The 15,507-nt window shown below is 60.3% G+C and carries 19 protein-coding genes and 1 tRNA gene; 14 read left to right on the top strand and 6 right to left on the bottom strand.

Annotation, left to right across the window (positions count from 1 at the left end):
• Positions 1 to 5: 5 nt before the first annotated feature.
• The 3 genes from CPA56_RS07830 to mlaD are packed head-to-tail and all read right to left on the bottom strand — an operon-like array spanning position 6 to position 1,530.
• Entirely contained in the window at positions 6 to 638 is a 633-nt protein-coding gene (locus tag CPA56_RS07830; protein WP_182041424.1) for a DUF2155 domain-containing protein, read from the bottom strand.
• Positions 639 to 649: 11 nt separating this feature from the next.
• Entirely contained in the window at positions 650 to 901 is a 252-nt protein-coding gene (locus CPA56_RS07825; RefSeq protein WP_326831316.1) for a hypothetical protein, read from the bottom strand.
• Positions 898 to 1,530 (bottom strand): outer membrane lipid asymmetry maintenance protein MlaD, encoded by a 633-nt coding sequence (gene mlaD / locus CPA56_RS07820; protein ID WP_407645670.1) that lies wholly within the window; start codon positions 1,528 to 1,530, stop codon positions 898 to 900. The genes CPA56_RS07825 and mlaD overlap by 4 nt, the downstream gene beginning before the upstream one ends.
• Before the next feature lie 259 nt (positions 1,531 to 1,789).
• On the opposite strand from mlaD, the gene CPA56_RS07815 reads away from it, so the two are divergent.
• The 12 genes from CPA56_RS07815 to CPA56_RS07760 all read left to right on the top strand — a co-directional run bounded on the left by CPA56_RS07815 (position 1,790) and on the right by CPA56_RS07760 (position 12,041).
• On the top strand, positions 1,790 to 3,289 hold the full coding sequence (locus CPA56_RS07815; RefSeq protein ID WP_229707525.1) for a TSCPD domain-containing protein: 1,500 nt from the start codon (positions 1,790 to 1,792) through the stop codon (positions 3,287 to 3,289).
• A gap of 87 nt (positions 3,290 to 3,376) precedes the next feature.
• Entirely contained in the window at positions 3,377 to 3,778 is a 402-nt protein-coding gene (locus CPA56_RS07810; RefSeq protein WP_326831315.1) for an AtpZ/AtpI family protein, read from the top strand.
• Entirely contained in the window at positions 3,756 to 4,508 is a 753-nt protein-coding gene (locus CPA56_RS07805) for a F0F1 ATP synthase subunit A (RefSeq protein ID WP_182041422.1), read from the top strand. The genes CPA56_RS07810 and CPA56_RS07805 overlap by 23 nt, the downstream gene beginning before the upstream one ends.
• 55 nt (positions 4,509 to 4,563) lie before the next feature.
• Positions 4,564 to 4,791 (top strand): ATP synthase subunit C family protein, encoded by a 228-nt coding sequence (locus CPA56_RS07800; RefSeq protein ID WP_018979931.1) that lies wholly within the window; start codon positions 4,564 to 4,566, stop codon positions 4,789 to 4,791.
• Between the two features lie 10 nt (positions 4,792 to 4,801).
• Positions 4,802 to 5,386, top strand: a complete 585-nt coding sequence (locus tag CPA56_RS07795) for a F0F1 ATP synthase subunit B family protein (protein WP_182041421.1) — start codon at positions 4,802 to 4,804, stop codon at positions 5,384 to 5,386.
• Complete coding sequence (locus CPA56_RS07790) at positions 5,376 to 5,876, top strand: F0F1 ATP synthase subunit B family protein (RefSeq protein ID WP_182041420.1); 501 nt, start codon at positions 5,376 to 5,378, stop codon at positions 5,874 to 5,876. The genes CPA56_RS07795 and CPA56_RS07790 overlap by 11 nt, the downstream gene beginning before the upstream one ends.
• Positions 5,877 to 5,882: 6 nt before the next feature.
• Positions 5,883 to 6,632, top strand: a complete 750-nt coding sequence (locus CPA56_RS07785) for a glycosyltransferase family 2 protein (protein ID WP_182041419.1) — start codon at positions 5,883 to 5,885, stop codon at positions 6,630 to 6,632.
• Between the two features lie 73 nt (positions 6,633 to 6,705).
• Positions 6,706 to 8,379, top strand: coding sequence for an ArnT family glycosyltransferase (locus CPA56_RS07780; RefSeq protein WP_182041418.1), 1,674 nt, complete (start codon positions 6,706 to 6,708; stop codon positions 8,377 to 8,379).
• Between the two features lie 165 nt (positions 8,380 to 8,544).
• Positions 8,545 to 9,702, top strand: coding sequence for an MlaE family ABC transporter permease (locus CPA56_RS07775; RefSeq protein ID WP_182041417.1), 1,158 nt, complete (start codon positions 8,545 to 8,547; stop codon positions 9,700 to 9,702).
• Positions 9,702 to 10,499, top strand: coding sequence for an ABC transporter ATP-binding protein (locus CPA56_RS07770; RefSeq protein WP_182041416.1), 798 nt, complete (start codon positions 9,702 to 9,704; stop codon positions 10,497 to 10,499). Before CPA56_RS07775 ends, CPA56_RS07770 begins: the two co-directional genes overlap by 1 nt.
• Positions 10,492 to 11,448, top strand: a complete 957-nt coding sequence (locus CPA56_RS07765; protein WP_182041415.1) for an MlaD family protein — start codon at positions 10,492 to 10,494, stop codon at positions 11,446 to 11,448. Before CPA56_RS07770 ends, CPA56_RS07765 begins: the two co-directional genes overlap by 8 nt.
• Entirely contained in the window at positions 11,445 to 12,041 is a 597-nt protein-coding gene (locus CPA56_RS07760) for a PqiC family protein (RefSeq protein WP_195805126.1), read from the top strand. Before CPA56_RS07765 ends, CPA56_RS07760 begins: the two co-directional genes overlap by 4 nt.
• Positions 12,042 to 12,283: 242 nt before the next feature.
• On the opposite strand, the gene CPA56_RS09530 is transcribed toward CPA56_RS07760, so the two are convergent.
• On the bottom strand, positions 12,284 to 12,412 hold the full coding sequence (locus CPA56_RS09530) for a hypothetical protein (RefSeq protein WP_268235091.1): 129 nt from the start codon (positions 12,410 to 12,412) through the stop codon (positions 12,284 to 12,286).
• 114 nt (positions 12,413 to 12,526) lie between these two features.
• Between CPA56_RS09530 and CPA56_RS07755 the strand changes: the two genes are divergently transcribed.
• The gene (locus CPA56_RS07755) at positions 12,527 to 13,582 is read left to right on the top strand and encodes a hypothetical protein (RefSeq protein WP_182041414.1); all 1,056 of its coding nucleotides are present in this window, start codon (positions 12,527 to 12,529) and stop codon (positions 13,580 to 13,582) included.
• A 30-nt stretch (positions 13,583 to 13,612) separates the two neighbouring features.
• Here the strand turns inward: CPA56_RS07755 and CPA56_RS07750 are convergent.
• Positions 13,613 to 13,688: transfer RNA gene (locus tag CPA56_RS07750), tRNA-Ala, on the bottom strand.
• 146 nt (positions 13,689 to 13,834) lie between these two features.
• Between CPA56_RS07750 and CPA56_RS07745 the strand changes: the two genes are divergently transcribed.
• Positions 13,835 to 14,158 carry a YggT family protein gene (locus CPA56_RS07745; RefSeq protein ID WP_229707523.1) on the top strand — a complete coding sequence of 108 codons (324 nt, stop codon included), beginning with the start codon at positions 13,835 to 13,837 and terminating at the stop codon, positions 14,156 to 14,158.
• Positions 14,159 to 14,220: 62 nt separating this feature from the next.
• Here CPA56_RS07745 and CPA56_RS07740 read toward each other — a convergent pair whose 3' ends face one another.
• On the bottom strand, positions 14,221 to 15,342 hold the full coding sequence (locus CPA56_RS07740; protein WP_407645669.1) for a hypothetical protein: 1,122 nt from the start codon (positions 15,340 to 15,342) through the stop codon (positions 14,221 to 14,223).
• Between the last annotated feature and the right edge of the window lie 165 nt (positions 15,343 to 15,507).

Raw genomic sequence — 15,507 nt, 5'->3', positions numbered from 1 at the left:
CCGCCTCAGTGCGGAGCAGCGGCTCCCTGCTGCGGCTGCTGAACAGGCTGCGCCGGTGGCAGCAGGGACGTCGGCCCTGAAGAGCTGCCCCCCTGGCCATTACCGTCCGGCCCTGACGGTGTCAGCACGACCGGTCCATGCTCCTCGTCGGCCTCCACATGAGGAGCCATGACGGCAGGCAGCTGCGGCGGAGCCGGTGCAGGAGGCGGCCCCACCATCGGCTCGACCTTGTTTCCATCACAGGAGACGAGCTGCACGTCATACAGGGCACCTGCATAGGCCCCCAGAGCCGGATCATCCGTGAACATCCAGCCTTCGAACGGCGGACTGCCCGAATCCTGATTCTCCTCGATCTTCAGCAGGGCCGTCATCTGGGCCGGAAGGCCGTCCGGCCTCTGGAGACAACGCTCCAGCCGGAGAGAGAGAGGGCCATAGGCCACGTCCTCACCGGAATGCAGCGGCACGAGCTCCACATGGGAATCCAGCCGCCGCATGATCCGCAGCACGGCTCCGCTACGCCCCTGCCACGTATTGGCCGGATAGGTCGCCGGAGGGGTCACGCCCCTGACCCCCTCAGCCTGGGCTGCTCCGGACACTCCTCCCGCCAGCCCTGCCAGACAGGGCAGAGCCAGAAACATCTTCCTGATCCTCATTCACCATCTCCCTTTCCGGCAGCATTCATCCCCCTGACACCCGCCATCACATTCTCCAGAAGCCACTCCATGCGCTGGCGCAGGGCCGCAGGCCCCACATCCATGAGCAGGGCATCCTCACAGGCATCCTTCATCACCTGCCGCAGCTCGGCTTCATTTTCCCTCAGGACACGGAGCTTGCCGGTGCAGCTTATGGGCTGACCGTTCCTGTCCAGCCACTCCAGCCCCTCCTCATGAGACGGGTTCACTGTGCCGTCGGCCCTGTCGCCGGTGCCTCGCCGGAGGCAGACTTTCCATCCGGCGCACCGGACACTCCACCCGGGGCAGGCTCCGCCACGGAAGAAGGCGGCGCAGGAGCCTCCACCTGCGGAGAGGGGGCAGCCTTCTTCTGAAGGGAGTCCGTCACGGAGAAGATGAACTTGCTCAGCAGCTGCTCGAGGCTGATGGCACCCTGCGTCTCGCTGATCGTACCGTCCGGCCTGAGCATGGCCGTATCACCACCGGGAGTCAGGGCCACATATTTCCCTCCCAGAAGGGAGTCCGACGTGATGACCGCCCCACTGTCCACGGGCAGCTGTATCTCTGGCGACACAGAAAAGATGATGTTGGCCTGGAAGGTATGCGGGTCCACCTGCATGTCCCGCACGTGTCCGACAGTCACGCCCGCCAGCCGGACATCAGACCCCACGCTCAGCCCGTCAATATGACCGAAGGCCGCATGAAGCTGATAGCCACGGTCCTGCGGGTGCTGCCGCCCGACAAGGGCCAGCACGATCAATACGGCCAGAACGGCAGCTGTCACCAGCCCGACCAGCAGTTCCATCCGGTCCCGCCCGGCCCGTCTCGCTGCGATATCCCCGGCATTGTCCGACGCCATGAACGCATCCTTCTTACGCTGTTGACCCATCATGCAGTCACGTCCCTACCGCTCTAGCGGACTCCGCACCTCACGTCCAACCTCCTGCATGACAACCGCCACTTTTTCTTGCCGTCCACATGGCGTGCAGTTATCCCCCATATCCCCATTTTCCTGCCTGCTTATGCCCGTTATCCCCCCCTGATCATGGTTCCATGACCACGGCTTCAGTACTAGACTCGACCTCATGAAAGCGCATCTTCACTGGAGTGGCGTTCACATGAGAACGCTTCAGACGAGCACAGACCCTGACAGCGCAGCCCTGCGCCCGGTCACCATTCCCTCTGTCTGGAGTGATGATGCCGCCCAGGCTCTCGCCCAGCTGTCCCCGACGGAAGGCGGTCCCGTCCGCCTTGCCAGCGAGGCCGCCCGCTGGGTGGAGGCGGTGGATTCAACCCCGCCGCTGCCCCATGCCCCGCAGGATGCTCCCCCGGTCGGGCGCAGCCTGTCCTGCCTTCTGCTCATGCAGCAGATGGCCCCCAATGCCGCCCTCTGGCGCAACGAGCCTGACGGCCAGCCGGGCTTCGTCGTCCGCCTCTCCGGTTTCGTACAGGACGGACTTTTCGCCACGGAACATTTTGCGGCGTGCCTGAAACTGGCCTGTGACAGCCTGCGCAGGCTGGAGGCTGCCCGCCGCCCCTACCGCAGCGGTGACCTGCCCCTCTTTGACGAGCCTGCCCCTTTCTGCACCAGTGACGGCCCTGCCGGCCTCATCCTGCTGACGGACCTGGATGCCTGCCTTGCCGCCCTGGGCATGGATTATGACAGTGACGAAGGGCGGCAGACCGCCGCCGCCATCGCCCGGCTCGTGCGGCTCGTGGCACGGGCGGGCACGGCCAGCCCGGAACCCGCCTTCAGCTGCCCGCAGGCACCTGACATCGAACAGGCGGCCGTTGCCATCAGTGCCGCCACCCGGTCCCTGACCGGCCTTGCCATGATCGAGACGGGCTTTTCCTCTCCGGGAGCCGTCGATGCCATTCTGGACGTGGAAGCCTGCGGTCTGGGGCCGATCTTCTCGCTGGTCAACGGGCATGGGGGACTGCGTGCCTCCACGCTGAACCGGCTGGCTCACAAGGGGCTGTCGCCAGAAGCCGCACTCGCCCTGGCTCTGGACGGCCAACCGCCGCTCCAGCCTGCCGGTGCCCGGGCACATGCCCTGATGCACGAGGCCGTCGCCCCCTTCTGCGATCATCTCCCGGCCCTGCCGGAACCCGAGACGGACGACCTGAAAGAAAAGCTGGGACGAGGCGTGCGCCGCCCTCTTCCCATGCGTCAGGAAGGCTTCAGCCAGCGGGCTTCCATCGGCGGGCACCGCCTCTTCATGCGGACCGGCGAGTTCGAGGACGGCACGCTGGCCTCCCTCTCGCTGGCTCCTCCCCGGGAAAGCCCGATGGCCCGTGGCCTGATGGACTGCTTCAGCCAGGCGGTCAGCATCGGCCTCCAGTTTGGCGTTCCTCTGGACGTGTTCGTCGAGCAGTTCGCCTATTCCCGTTTCGGAGCCTGCGGTACGGTGGAAGGTGACGACGTGGCCAGCTATGCGACCTCCATGCTGGACTACGCCTTCCGTGCCCTTTCGGATGCCTATCTGGGCCAGCGTCTGCCCGATGCTCCCGCCGAGGCTGGAGAGAAGCAGCAGGAAGCCCCTATGCTGCCTTTCGGCCCGGAGCGTGACGGGCCTTCCTCCCGTCCGAAAAACCGCAGGCTGCGCCTCGTCGGCTAGCCTCCGTTCACGGCATCCGGAGAAGTGTGCAGAAATCATTGACAGTACCCGGACGGCCTGTCTAGCTAGGTCCATCCAGCAAGGAGCGTGCCCCGTGGCCTGAAAACGGGGCCTGTGGGGTATTTCAGCGTGACCGATGACGACACGACCCGGCGTAGCCAGTTTGACCAGCGTCTCGCCCGGCTGGAGCAGAAGGTCGCCCCACGGACGCCCTCTCCCGGAAAGAAGAGACTGTCCGACCAGTCCTCCCTTGGCATGGCCTTCCGTATCGCCAGCGACATGATCGCCGGTATTGCCGTGGGACTGGGCATTGGCTATGAGCTTGACCGATGGACAGGACACAGGCCTCTGTTTATAATCGTGTTCGCCATGCTCGGCATGGGAGCCGGCCTGCGGAATGTCTGGCGTGTTGTGAATGTGATGGATGTCCCTGAGAACGGGGCACAGAAAGACGGGAGAAGCCAGCGTGGCCAGCGGATCGACGATTGACGCGCTCGGACAGTTCGAGCTGCATCCGATTTTTGGTTCCTTCGGCGAGGCCCTGAGATTATCCCAGGCCCCGCTGTTCATGGCGATCAGTTCAGCCGTCGTGCTGGCCTTCCTCTATTTCGGCATGAAACCGAAGGCCGTCGTTCCCGGCCGCCTGCAGGCGGCGGCAGAAGTGAGCTACGATTTCGTCCGCGGTCTCGCCGTGGACACGATCGGCGAGGAGAAAGGCACGGCTTTCTTCCCCTTCATCTTTGCCCTGTTCTTCTTCATCCTGGCAGGCAACTACATTGGTCTCCTGCCTTTCTCCTATACATTCACCAGCCACATCGCCGTGACCTTTGCCATGGCCATCACGGTGTTCATCATCTGCATCCTGACCTCCCTGCGTTTTCAGGGGCTGGGGTTCTTCAAGCACTTCATGCCGGAAGGTGCCCCCGTGGCCCTTTCCCCCATCCTGATTCCCATCGAGATCCTCTCCTACATCTCCCGTCCCATCAGCCTGTCCATCCGTCTGTTCGCCAACATGGTGGCCGGGCACGTGCTGCTGGAAGTTTTTGCAAGTTTCACGATCATGCTTGCCGGTCTCGGAGTTGTCGGCGATGTGCTGGCTGTCACTCCTCTTGTGCTCAACATCGCACTGACGGCACTTGAGCTGCTGGTAGGGCTGCTGCAGGCCTATGTCTTCGCCATCCTTACCTGCATTTACCTGCGTGAGGCTGTCGACCACTGAGTGGCCGCCGTCTCCACGTTTCTCTCCCTGCCCTTTTCTTAAAGGAACCTGAACCATGGATCTTCTTCATCCCGCTCGTGAGATTGGTGCCGGTCTTGCCGTGATTGCTCTCGCCGGTGTCGGTGCTGGTATCGGTAACATCTTTGCTGCCCTGGTGAACTCCATCGCCCGCAATCCCGCTTCCCGCCCGCATGTGTTCGGTCTGGGCATGCTCGGCTTCGCCCTGACGGAGGCCATTGCCCTTTTCGCCCTGCTGATCGCCTTCCTTATTCTCTTCGTCTGAGGGCAGGACCATGCGCCTTACGCCCCGTTTCCTCCTGTCTGCCGCCGCCCCTCTTGCGGCCTTGCCGGGCCGGGCCGTGGCGGAAGGCATGCCCCAGCTCCACTTCAAGGACCCGCTGCTACAGGGTCAGGTGGTCTGGGGTGCCCTCATCTTCATCATCTTCTACCTGCTTCTGAGCCGCTCCGCCCTGCCACGGGTGGCGGATGTCATCAAGGCACGTGAGACACGCATCCAGAGCGATCTGGACCTTGCCCGCCGTGCCCGCAAGGATGCCGACCAGGCACAGAAGGAACTCTGCGAGGCACGGGAGAAAGCTTCCGAGGACGCCAAGGCGACCATCCAGAGCATCCGTGAGACGACCAGGGAAGCCATCCGGGTTCAGGCAGAAGAAACGGCAGCCCGTCTGGAAGCTGAAATCAAGAGTGCCGAATCCCAGATCGCCCTCTCCCGCAACAATGCGCTGAGCAACATCAACGAGATCGCCTCCAGCACCGCCATGACACTGGCAGAACGTCTCATCGGCACGGCCGACGAGAAGGTCATTGCCGCTGCTGTCGAACAGGCCCATGCCGCAGGAGCCGAGCATGTTTCATGAACCCCGCGTCTGGACGGCAATCGCCTTCGTCCTGTTCTTCGTCATCTTCGGCCGCAAGATATGGGGCGTGATCGCCTCCAAGCTGGACGAACGGGCCAATGAGGTCCGCAAGAATCTGGATGAGGCCACACGGCTCCGTCGTGAGGCCGAGCAGATGCTTGAGGACTCCAAGCGTGACCACAAGCGTGCGCAGGAAGAGGCCCAGCAGCTCATCGCCAGGTCCAACGAGGCAGCCGAGCAGATGCGTGCCCAGGCCGAGCGTGATGCAGCCGACATCATCGCCCGCCATGAGAAGATGGCCCGTGAGCGCATCGAGGCCGCCGAAAAGATCGCCCTTCGTGACATCCGCCGTCAGGCAGCCGCACTGGCCTTGGCAGCCACGAAGGACGTGCTGGGCAAAAAACTGGAAGAAGACCCGGAACTTGCCAACCGGCTCATCAATGACGGGCTGAAGGCCCTTCCGCAGGCTTTTGGTGACAAAGCCGCTTGATACGCCATGACAGCCAGTAAGCAGCAGCATCCCTTACTGGCTGTTGTCGTGTCCGTCCTCAATGAGGGCGACAACATCCTGCCTGTCTGCACGGAAATCCGGGCGGCTCTGGCGACCCTCCCCCCGACCGAAGTCATCTTTGTGGATGATGGCAGTACGGACGGCACTCTCCAGAAATTGCAGGAAGCCCGCAGCTCCATTCTTCCCGAGCTGCGTATCCTCGTCCACCCGGAATGCCTGGGCAAGTCCACGGCCCTGCGTACGGCCATCCGGGCAGCCCGTGCCCCATGGATCGCCACGATGGATGGGGATGGTCAGGATGATCCGGCCTTCATCAGGACGATGTTAGACGCCGTCCAGCCATATGCAGGCTGTCCCGTCCAGCCGCTGGTCGTGGGCATCCGGCGCAAGCGCAGGGACAGGCTGTCCCGCAGGTTTGCCACACGTTTTGCCAACGGGCTGCGCCAGAAACTTCTGAAGGATGCCTGCCCGGATACGGGCGGCCCCCTCAAACTCTTCCAGCGGGACCTGTTCCTTTCCCTCCCGCAGTTCGAAGGGCTGCACCGTTTCATTCCTGCCCTGATGAAACATTATGGTGCCCCTCTGGTCTGCATCGAGACCCAACACCGCCCCCGGCTTCATGGGCAGTCCAAATACACCAACCTGCATCGGGCCCTCGTCGGTATCCGGGACATGCTGGGCGTCCTCTGGTTACAGAAGAGAACCCGTCAGCCTCCCTCACTGACCGAACTCTGAGACGGCCCGGCGTTTCCGCCCGAAACAGGGCCTCGCTGTCACATCCGCTCCTCCAGCCTGAAGCAGAGTATTCGTGACCCTTTCTCTCCGCCATTATGCCCTGCTCGCCATTCTGGCCTTCCTGCTGGCCCTGCCGGGACGCATCAGCCTGCCACCTCTTGACCGTGACGAACCCCGCTACATGCAGGCCACGGCCCAGATGCTGTCCTCGGGCAATTTCATCGACATCCGCTTTCAGGACCAGCCCCGCTATCTCCAGCCAGCGGGCATCTACTGGCTGGAAGCCGGAGCAGTGAAGGCCACGGAGGCCATCACCGGCAATCCCGGCCTCCGCCATGCAAGCTGGCCCTACCGTATTCCGAGCCTGATCGCCTCAACCCTCAGCATCCTTCTTACCGCCTGGATCGGTACCCGCCTCTTCAGCAGGAAAACGGGGCTGCTTTCAGCCTGCCTGCTGCTGGTCGCCCCGCTCTTTGCCGCAGAGAGCCGGATGGCAACCATTGACAGCGTCCTGCTGCTGGACGTTCTCTGCCTTCAGGCCCTGCTGCTTCTGCATTTTGAAGACATGCGGGCAGGCAGACCGACACCCTGCCGGTCAAGCCTCGCCTACTGGTGTGCCCTCGGGGCCGGGCTGATGCTGAAAGGCCCCATCATCCTCATACCTGCCCTGGGTACGCTTGCTGCCCTCTGCTGCTGCCAGCGGAGCATCGCCCTTCTGCGGCAGCTGCGGTCCGGCTGGGGGTGGCTGCTCAGCCTGGCCATCACGCTGCCCTGGTGCCTGGGCATTGCACTGGTCAGTCATGGCGACTTCTTCCGTCATGCCGTCGGGCATAATCTGCTGGGCAAGATTACCCACGCACAGGAAACACACGGTTTTCCCCCCGGCTATTACCTGATGCTCTTCCTGCCCGCCTTCTGGCCGGGTGCCCTTTCAGCCGTACGATCCCTGCCGACACTCTGGCAGAAGCGTATGGAGCCACAAATCCTCTTCCTGCTCTGCTGGATCGTTCCACACTGGTTTGTCTTTGAATGTCTCGCCACCAAGCTGCCCCACTATGTCCTACCAACCTACCCGGCCATCGCCATCCTGACGGCAGCCAGCCTGACCTGCTGGACCATCTCCCCGCTGAAATCTCTCTGGAGCCGACTGGCCATCAGCCTCTATGCCTTCCTCTGGGGACTGGCCGGTCTGACCTTCTGTCTGGCCGGTCCCATCCTGCTGTACCGGATGGAAGGACACGTCTCTGCTGATGCCCTCCTGCCAGCCTGCGGGAGTCTTCCACTGTTTCTGCTGGCAGGGTGGCTCGTCTGGAAGCGGAGATGGCGGGACAGCCTGTCCTGTTCCATCGGGGCAGCTCTCCTAACGGAGGCGGGGATTTTCCTCTGCGTCATTCCCCATCTGACCAGCATCCAGCTTTCACCCCGGATTGCCCACAGTTTCGAGCAGATGCGCCCCTGCCATGACAGCGTCCTGATCTCCCCCTCCTACAGGGAACCCAGCCTTGTCTTCCTCACGGGCGGAACGGCACGCCTGCTTCCCCCCCGACAGGCGGCCCACAGCCTGCACGACCATGCCAGATGCGATCTGGCCCTCGTGGACCAGAAAGATGACACCATCTTCCAGCAGGAACTGGCCCGGCTTGGCACCGGGAGCATCCTCTATGACCAGTTCGAAGGCCTGAATTATTCCAACGGCCATCGGCTGCATCTCCGGCTCTATGCCGTCAGTACGGAAAGCCTGCCATGACCTAATTTTTCATGCCCAAGCGTTATGGCTGCCCTGAAGAGAAGCGGCTCGCTTTCAGAAAAGAATTAACCTAGGATAACATGATAGACAGTCTGTAGGCGCGATGATGTTGCATGTTCCCTTCCGGCCCACGACAGGGGCCTACCGTACTCTGGCCTTCTGCCCATGACACAGGAACATGCCGCTCTCCAGCCCACCTCTTCTCCATCATGGTCCATCACGGACACGCCCGAGGGTCTCTGCCTGACACTCGGAGGCCGCTGGAAGGCACTTTCCGGCGAGGCCATGCGTCTGCCCGACAATGCTTTCTCCTCGGTCCGGACCGGAACGGGGCGGACGCTTTTCATAAAGACTGATGACCTTGGAGACTGGGATTCCAGCTTCATCACTTTCATCTGGAACGTCAAGCAGGCGGCGGGCAGGCTGTCCCTGCGGCTCGACTGTCAGGCCCTCCCGGCCTCGGCCCAGCGTCTGCTGGCCCTGCTGCCAGACAGGGCCACGCCACCCGCCCCCCATCAGGACAGTCGTGAAGGCCCCTTGGCCCGCCTGGGCGGAGCCACGCTGGACGTGTTCCATGAGATCGGCACCTGCACCACCCTGGTCGCAGAGGTAGGGCATGGAGTCATCCAGTGCCTCCGTGGCAGAAGCTCCATGCGGCTCAAGGATCTGCTGGTCGACATCTGGAACGCCGGTCCATCAGCCCTGCTCATCGTCAGCATCGTCAATTTCCTGATCGGGGCCATTCTCGCCTTCGTGGGACTGCTCGAGCTGCGGAAATTCGCCGCCGAAATCTATGTGACCAATCTGGTTGGCATCGCCTCCGCCCGTGAGATTTCCGCCATCATGACCGCCATCATCATGGCCGGGCGGACAGGGGGAGCCTATGCGGCCCGCATCTCCACCATGCAGGGCAATGAAGAGATCGACGCCCTCCAGGTGACCGGCATTTCCCTCGCCGGATACATCCTGCTGCCGTCCATCCTGTCCCTGGTCATCATGATGCCGCTGCTCTACCTGTATGGCACCATGGTTGCCATCTTTGGCGGTTTCGTCGTTTCCATGACCATGATGGACCTGTCCCCCATCGGGTACTGGCTGACCACCTTTGATGGCGTCGACCTGAACCAGTTCATCTTCGGTTTCGTGAAGGCCTTCTTCTTCGCCGGCTTCATTGCGCTGGCAGCCTGCCGGGTCGGACTGAAAGCCGGCCGCAGTGCCGCCGATGTCGGCATCGCCGCCACGCGGGCCGTCGTGATCGGCATTGTCGGTGTCATCGCACTGGACGCCATCTTTGCCGTACTCGCCAACGCCGTTGGAATCTGATGATGCCTGATAGAGACACCCTCATTGCCGTCCGTGACCTGCAGCTCTCTTTCGGCCCCAAGATCATCCAGAAGAATGTCTCGTTCGACCTGAAACGGGGATCCATTTTCGCCGTCATGGGCGGGTCCGGCTGTGGGAAGAGCACCCTGCTCAGGAGCATGATCGGCCTGCTGCGCCCCACGGCTGGCCGCATCATGATCGGAGGGGATGACTACTGGGGGCAGGATGAAGCCCGCCGTACCGCCATCAACCGTCGCTATGGCGTCCTGTTCCAGAGTGGTGCGCTGTGGAGTTCCATGACCGTCGGCGAGAACGTGGCCCTGCCTCTGGAAATGTTCACGGACCTGAAACCCGATGCCATCGAGCAGCTTGTCCGCCTGAAGCTTGGCCTCGTGGGCATGGAACATGCCATTGATCTCTTCCCCTTCGAGATATCAGGCGGCATGCGCAAGCGGGCCGGCCTTGCCCGGGCCATCGCCCTGGAGCCGGACATTCTCTTCTTTGACGAACCCTCCGCCGGACTGGACCCCATCACCTCCGCCCGGCTGGATGACCTGATCCTCACCCTCCGGGACGGGCTGGGAGCAACCATCGTCATCGTCAGCCATGAACTGCCCAGCCTGTTCACCATCGCCGATGACGGCATCTTTCTGGATGCCGTGACACACCAGCCCATCGCCCATGGCTCCCCCCGTGACCTGCATGACAGCTGTACTCTGCCAGAGGTGACAGCCTTCATGCACCGCTCTGCCTCCATCCCCTCCCAGACAGAACAGAAGGCCGAACAGCATGTCTGAAAACACCAGCAAAAAAACCCAGATAGGTGCCTTTGTCGTCATCGGGGGGGTACTGCTCCTGTTCATCGTCATGGCCTTCGGTCACCTGCGGCTCTTCTCGTCCTCCCGAGACGTCGTGGCCGTTTTCCAGAATTCCATTTCCGGGCTTTCCATCGGTGCTCCCGTCAATTTCCGTGGCGTGAAGGTGGGGTCTGTCAAAAGCATCACCCTGCATTTCGACCCCAAGGACCGGAAGGCCTACATTCCCGTCGTGATCACCCTGGAATCAGGCCAGATGCATGTCGTCCGTGACGCCACGGGGGGACCAAGGATCAGCCTTCAGGACATGATCAGCAACGGGCTGCGGGCGGGGCTGAACCTCCAGAGCCTCGTCACCGGCCAGTCGAACATCGAGCTGGACTTCGACAGGTCCGTTCCGGCCACGCTGCATCCCCGTGTCACCAGCCTTCCGGAAATTCCCGTCCGACTCTCCACCATGGAAAAGTTGAAGAACACGCTGGAACAGATCCCCCTCAAGGACATCAGCCAGCATGCAGACACGGCCCTGCTCTCCGTCACCTCCCTGAGCGACGAACTTCATCAGGAACTGCCAGCCCTGATCGCCAGCATGAAGCAGACCTCCGACCAGTCCCAGGCCGCAGTGACCGCCGCCACCGTCGCCATCCGGGACCTTCAGGCACGGCTGGACCAGACACTGGGCAAGATGAACAGGCTGCTGGACACGGGGACGGACCAGCTTGACCTCCGTGGCAGGGACATGCATGTGACGCTTGCTTCCGCCACGAAGACACTGGAATCCCTTCAGGACATCCTTTCATCCCGTTCCGTGGACCGTGCGAACCTTGATGCCGCCCTGCGTGACATTGCCGCAACGGCCTCCTCTCTCCGTGGTTTCGCCAGCGATGTGGAACGTAACCCGCAACTTCTGCTTATGGGACGCCGTCCATGATCTTTCCTTTCCGTCGTACCGTTCTGGCTCTTCTGGGGGGCTGTGGCCTGCTGGCAGGCTGTGCCTCACCCCCGCTGCACATCTACACGCTCGGCATTCCGGTCCATTCCGACACGAAATCCCTTCAGGTCTCCCCGCAGACCACCGTCGTGCAGGTCAGCAGGGTGGTCATGCCCGACTATCTGGACTGCCAGGACATCATCACCCGTCAGGGAGAAGAGATCCATCGCAGCCCCAATTCACGGTGGGCGTCCCGCCTCTCCCTTGGCATCACGGACCTGATCACCAACGAGGTGGCCGCCACGGCCTCGCATGACACCCTCTTCACGGATCAGCCGCTGGCCAAGGCGGCCGACATGCAGATCATGATTGCGATTTCCGAGTTTGACGTGGATGTCAATGGCCATGCCATCCTCAATGCCCATTGGGCCATCATCCCGCATGACCGCAACAAGCCGCTGCTGCGCAACATCGTCCATCTGGCGGCCAACGGGCCGGTCCATACGGATGCGGACACGGCGGCCCTGATGCGCAATCTTGTCGTGCAGCTGGCAACACAGATTGCCAAATCCATCCCGTCCAACATCCGGTAAGACCTGTCCAAGGCTTTCCCATGGTCCTTCTCCTCCGGCAGGACCATGGGAAACAGGGACACAGAATTTAATATAATATTAATCATTCATCAGGCCGTGTTAATTAAAAATTTGCGATGCAGTAATGCCTGAACTATCCTTGTAAAGAATGTCTTCACATTTCATCAGGCCTGTTCATGTATATTCTCGACTTCCGTTCGAAGGTTATCCATTGGAATGCGGAACGGGGTTTCTATGGCCGGTCACTGTTCAACATCAATCGGGCTGATGTCGTCAGTGTCTATGGCATACAGGACCATCTCACGAACGAAGAAGACATTTATTTTTTCCCGGAAACCCGGATCAAAAGTTTCCAGAAGACCATCAGGCATCTTGGTTCCGTCACCATAACTTACGAAAAAGACTGCTCAGGCTATTCCCTCAGAAATGAGCAGGGGCAGTACCTGTGCAGTGAAGCCCATACCTTCAGATTCTCCAGAGACGCCGTGTCTTCCTGGGAAACCTTCATCTTCATTGATGATGATTTCATCGAACGACTGGACCATCTCACAAGCAACCAGTGGATATCCAAACGGACAGGGGACATGCTGGACGTTGAACACATCCAGTATCTTGACGACTTCCTGATACGGATTGGCGGATTCATGATCGACATCCGCTCCCAGCAGGTGAACGATTTCGGGAAATACCGGACGATCCTATTTCATGAGAACTGGAAACCGGAAGTGTTCCTTCTCTATTCCCCCGTCATCTACATCACGGCCTTTTCCAGCGATGACGTCCTGAACCAGCTGAAACTCTGCGTCTCATCCATCCGCCGGTTCGGCAATTATACCGGCAAGATCATTGTCATGACGGACAGGAGCCTCGCCTACATCCAGGAGCTTTGCGGAGAATACGACACCGACTTCCTCGACACGGACACGCTGCATCCCTCTGATTTTGTCGGCTATGTCTGCTCAAAATATTACATTCTGGACAAGCCCATCTACAGAGGCCATCAGCCGCTTCTCTATCTTGACCCTGACATCATTTTCGACAACGACCTGAACGTGATACTGAAGGACGCCCTCCTTTCCGAGGAAATATGCGCTCCCTTTGAGAAACAGTCCCCCCTCAGGACACAGCCTTCCGTCGGGTCCAGCCTGATCCAGCTGGATGGCCTGTCCGTCGGCACCTATGCCGTAGGCCTGAATGGCGGCACCATCATATTTCCCAATACGGAAAATCCCGAAACGTACGATTTCATTAAGCTGGTCCGCAGGACCATACGGAATGTCGGCACGAAATATGGGCGAAACTTCTGCCACTGGGCCGATCAGGAAGTCTTCAACTACATGGCGGTCAAGCTTGGGCTGGTCAATTATACGATCCTGACCAGATATGCGAACTTCATCTCCAATGACCCGTTCGACCCTTATTCAAAGAAAGGCTTCGTCCATTTCTGGGGGAACAGCAACAAGGCTGAAGTCATGGAACGCTACATGAAGCAGCTTGAGGAGATAGAAAGAAGCAGGGCCCTCCACAGGGTGGCCGACTGACGCTTCTCCAGACAGGCTGACGAAAAATCATGGTGGAGCTAAGGGGAATCGAACCCCTGACCTCCTCATTGCGAACGAGGCGCTCTCCCAACTGAGCTATAGCCCCATGATCTATGCCACCCAGAACATCATGCCCGGCAGGGCCTGTCAAGATGACAGGCCGGGGATGCGATAAAACTCGCCAGCCGCATGGAAGATTGTTACATGTGTCGGTCTGCCTCTTCTCACGCCCTCAGGGAAGGATACCCGCCCATGCATGCAGCCCTTGTCTATCTCCAGATAACAAACCTTCTCATGGTCATTCTGGACATCTATACATGGATCATCCTCGCCTACTGTCTGATCACCATGGCCATCAGCTTTGGTGTCGTGAATCCCCAGTCCAACCGGTTCATACAGAGCCTTGCTGAAATCCTGGCCAGACTGGTGGAGCCTGTGCTCCAGCCAATCCGTAACATCCTGCCCCCCACGGGCATGATGGATTTTTCTCCCCTCATCCTTCTGCTGGCCATCCAGTATGGCATTCCCTTCATCCTGAAGAGCATTTTCAGGGCCTTTTTCCTCTCTCAGGGCTGAAACGAAAAAACCCCCGTCCGGCACACCAGACGGGGGTTTTTCCTGTACGGCAGGCAGCTCTGTCAGAACACGGCAAACACGGCGGCTTCCGGGGAAATGGACCGGGACGTGTTGTGACCGGCCACGGGCAGGATCACACCGACAATCCCGCCAACACTGGATGTCCAGTTATATTCGATGCCAGGCCCGACATTGAAGGCACCAGACCAGCCAGTGCGTGAATTGATGTATTTTCTGGAATAGACATTATAGCCATTGACCGAGCTGGACGTGGCCCAAGTATGGTACAGGTCCAGTGCGAACACCCACTTCTTGGTGATGCCCAGCTCGACCGAGCCACCCTCATTCCCGTAAGGGCCTGCATGACCACGCCCGGTGAAGCCTTTTTCCGTCCCGTAGCTGGTGATGTTGCGCAGCTTCGTGCTAGCAACCGGATGACGGACCTGTGCCCAGAGACGCACGCGCATCGCATGGCTGAAGAACGGCAGGGCAAACTGGCTGTGCACACCATAACGCAAGGCCCAGACACCCTGGCCGACACCTTCCGAAGCATTGGACAGGTTCTTGTAATCACCCGTCGGCGTGTTCACACCGAAATAAAGCGTGATGGACGGCGTATAATGCGGCGTCAGCCGGTACTGGAACTCCACCGGCAGGTCATTGAATTTCAGGCCGGAATGCTTGGTATGGTTGCCCCAGCTATAGCTGTATGTTGGCAGCAGGTAGATGGACAGATGGTCCGTGATGCCATACTTCGCCAGCGAGAACTGGGAGATGGAGTGCTGCCCGCCCGCCCCCTTGCGCGTGTTGAGATGACCGTTTGAGTCAAACGCCCCTGCTGGCAGTCCGGCAGCGACATACGGCTCCACGGCAATCATCCCGGGGGCAGGCAGGGCCGGTGATGGCGAATAAAGCGACCCCGTGTACCACTGCTCCGGCAGAGGCTTGGGAGCCGGCTTCTCCGCAATGGAGACGACCGGCTGCTGGACGGCAGCATCATGGGTGGCCGTACCGGCTACGGGGCGTGCCGTTCCTTCCACCGTCCCGGTGGACCCGGCACCTGTCTGTGACCCGGCGTTAGCAGCAACAGCGGCATCTGCGGCATAAAGTTTTGCAGAAGCACCATAATAAGTACCTGCAAAAAGGCTGGACAGAAGGGCTGCGTAACGCACGGACTTCTTCATCACGGTGAACCATCATCAATTGCTGCGATAAAAAATATTACGACAGCAAAAAGATATTTTGCAATAGCGAACCGCAAAATTATTTATATCTGAAACATATTCCATTTGTTTTATCTATCCGTGCCCGAAGACGGAAAAACAGAACAACCCTCTGTTTCTCAATGA

Source organism: Bombella mellum (assembly GCF_014048465.1).
GTDB classification, from domain to species: domain Bacteria; phylum Pseudomonadota; class Alphaproteobacteria; order Acetobacterales; family Acetobacteraceae; genus Bombella; species Bombella mellum.
Note: the sequence above shows the minus strand (reverse complement) of the source record. Positions and strands in the feature narration are given on the sequence as shown.

Excerpts from the sequence above, each read along its gene's own strand:
- CPA56_RS07830 (WP_182041424.1), bottom strand. The coding sequence starts at position 638 with ATGTTTCTGGCTCTGCCCTGTCTGGCAGGGCTGGCGGGAGGAGTGTCC.
- CPA56_RS07775 (WP_182041417.1), top strand. The coding sequence starts at position 8,545 with ATGACACAGGAACATGCCGCTCTCCAGCCCACCTCTTCTCCATCATGG.
- CPA56_RS07800 (WP_018979931.1), top strand. The coding sequence starts at position 4,564 with ATGGATCTTCTTCATCCCGCTCGTGAGATTGGTGCCGGTCTTGCCGTG.
- CPA56_RS07760 (WP_195805126.1), top strand. The coding sequence starts at position 11,445 with ATGATCTTTCCTTTCCGTCGTACCGTTCTGGCTCTTCTGGGGGGCTGT.
- CPA56_RS07770 (WP_182041416.1), top strand. The coding sequence starts at position 9,702 with ATGATGCCTGATAGAGACACCCTCATTGCCGTCCGTGACCTGCAGCTC.
- CPA56_RS07745 (WP_229707523.1), top strand. The coding sequence starts at position 13,835 with ATGCATGCAGCCCTTGTCTATCTCCAGATAACAAACCTTCTCATGGTC.
- CPA56_RS07795 (WP_182041421.1), top strand. The coding sequence starts at position 4,802 with ATGCGCCTTACGCCCCGTTTCCTCCTGTCTGCCGCCGCCCCTCTTGCG.
- CPA56_RS07765 (WP_182041415.1), top strand. The coding sequence starts at position 10,492 with ATGTCTGAAAACACCAGCAAAAAAACCCAGATAGGTGCCTTTGTCGTC.
- CPA56_RS07740 (WP_407645669.1), bottom strand. The coding sequence starts at position 15,342 with ATGAAGAAGTCCGTGCGTTACGCAGCCCTTCTGTCCAGCCTTTTTGCA.
- CPA56_RS07785 (WP_182041419.1), top strand. The coding sequence starts at position 5,883 with ATGACAGCCAGTAAGCAGCAGCATCCCTTACTGGCTGTTGTCGTGTCC.
- mlaD (WP_407645670.1), bottom strand. The coding sequence starts at position 1,530 with ATGGCGTCGGACAATGCCGGGGATATCGCAGCGAGACGGGCCGGGCGG.
- CPA56_RS09530 (WP_268235091.1), bottom strand. The coding sequence starts at position 12,412 with ATGCCTGATGGTCTTCTGGAAACTTTTGATCCGGGTTTCCGGGAAAAA.
- CPA56_RS07790 (WP_182041420.1), top strand. The coding sequence starts at position 5,376 with ATGTTTCATGAACCCCGCGTCTGGACGGCAATCGCCTTCGTCCTGTTC.
- CPA56_RS07815 (WP_229707525.1), top strand. The coding sequence starts at position 1,790 with ATGAGAACGCTTCAGACGAGCACAGACCCTGACAGCGCAGCCCTGCGC.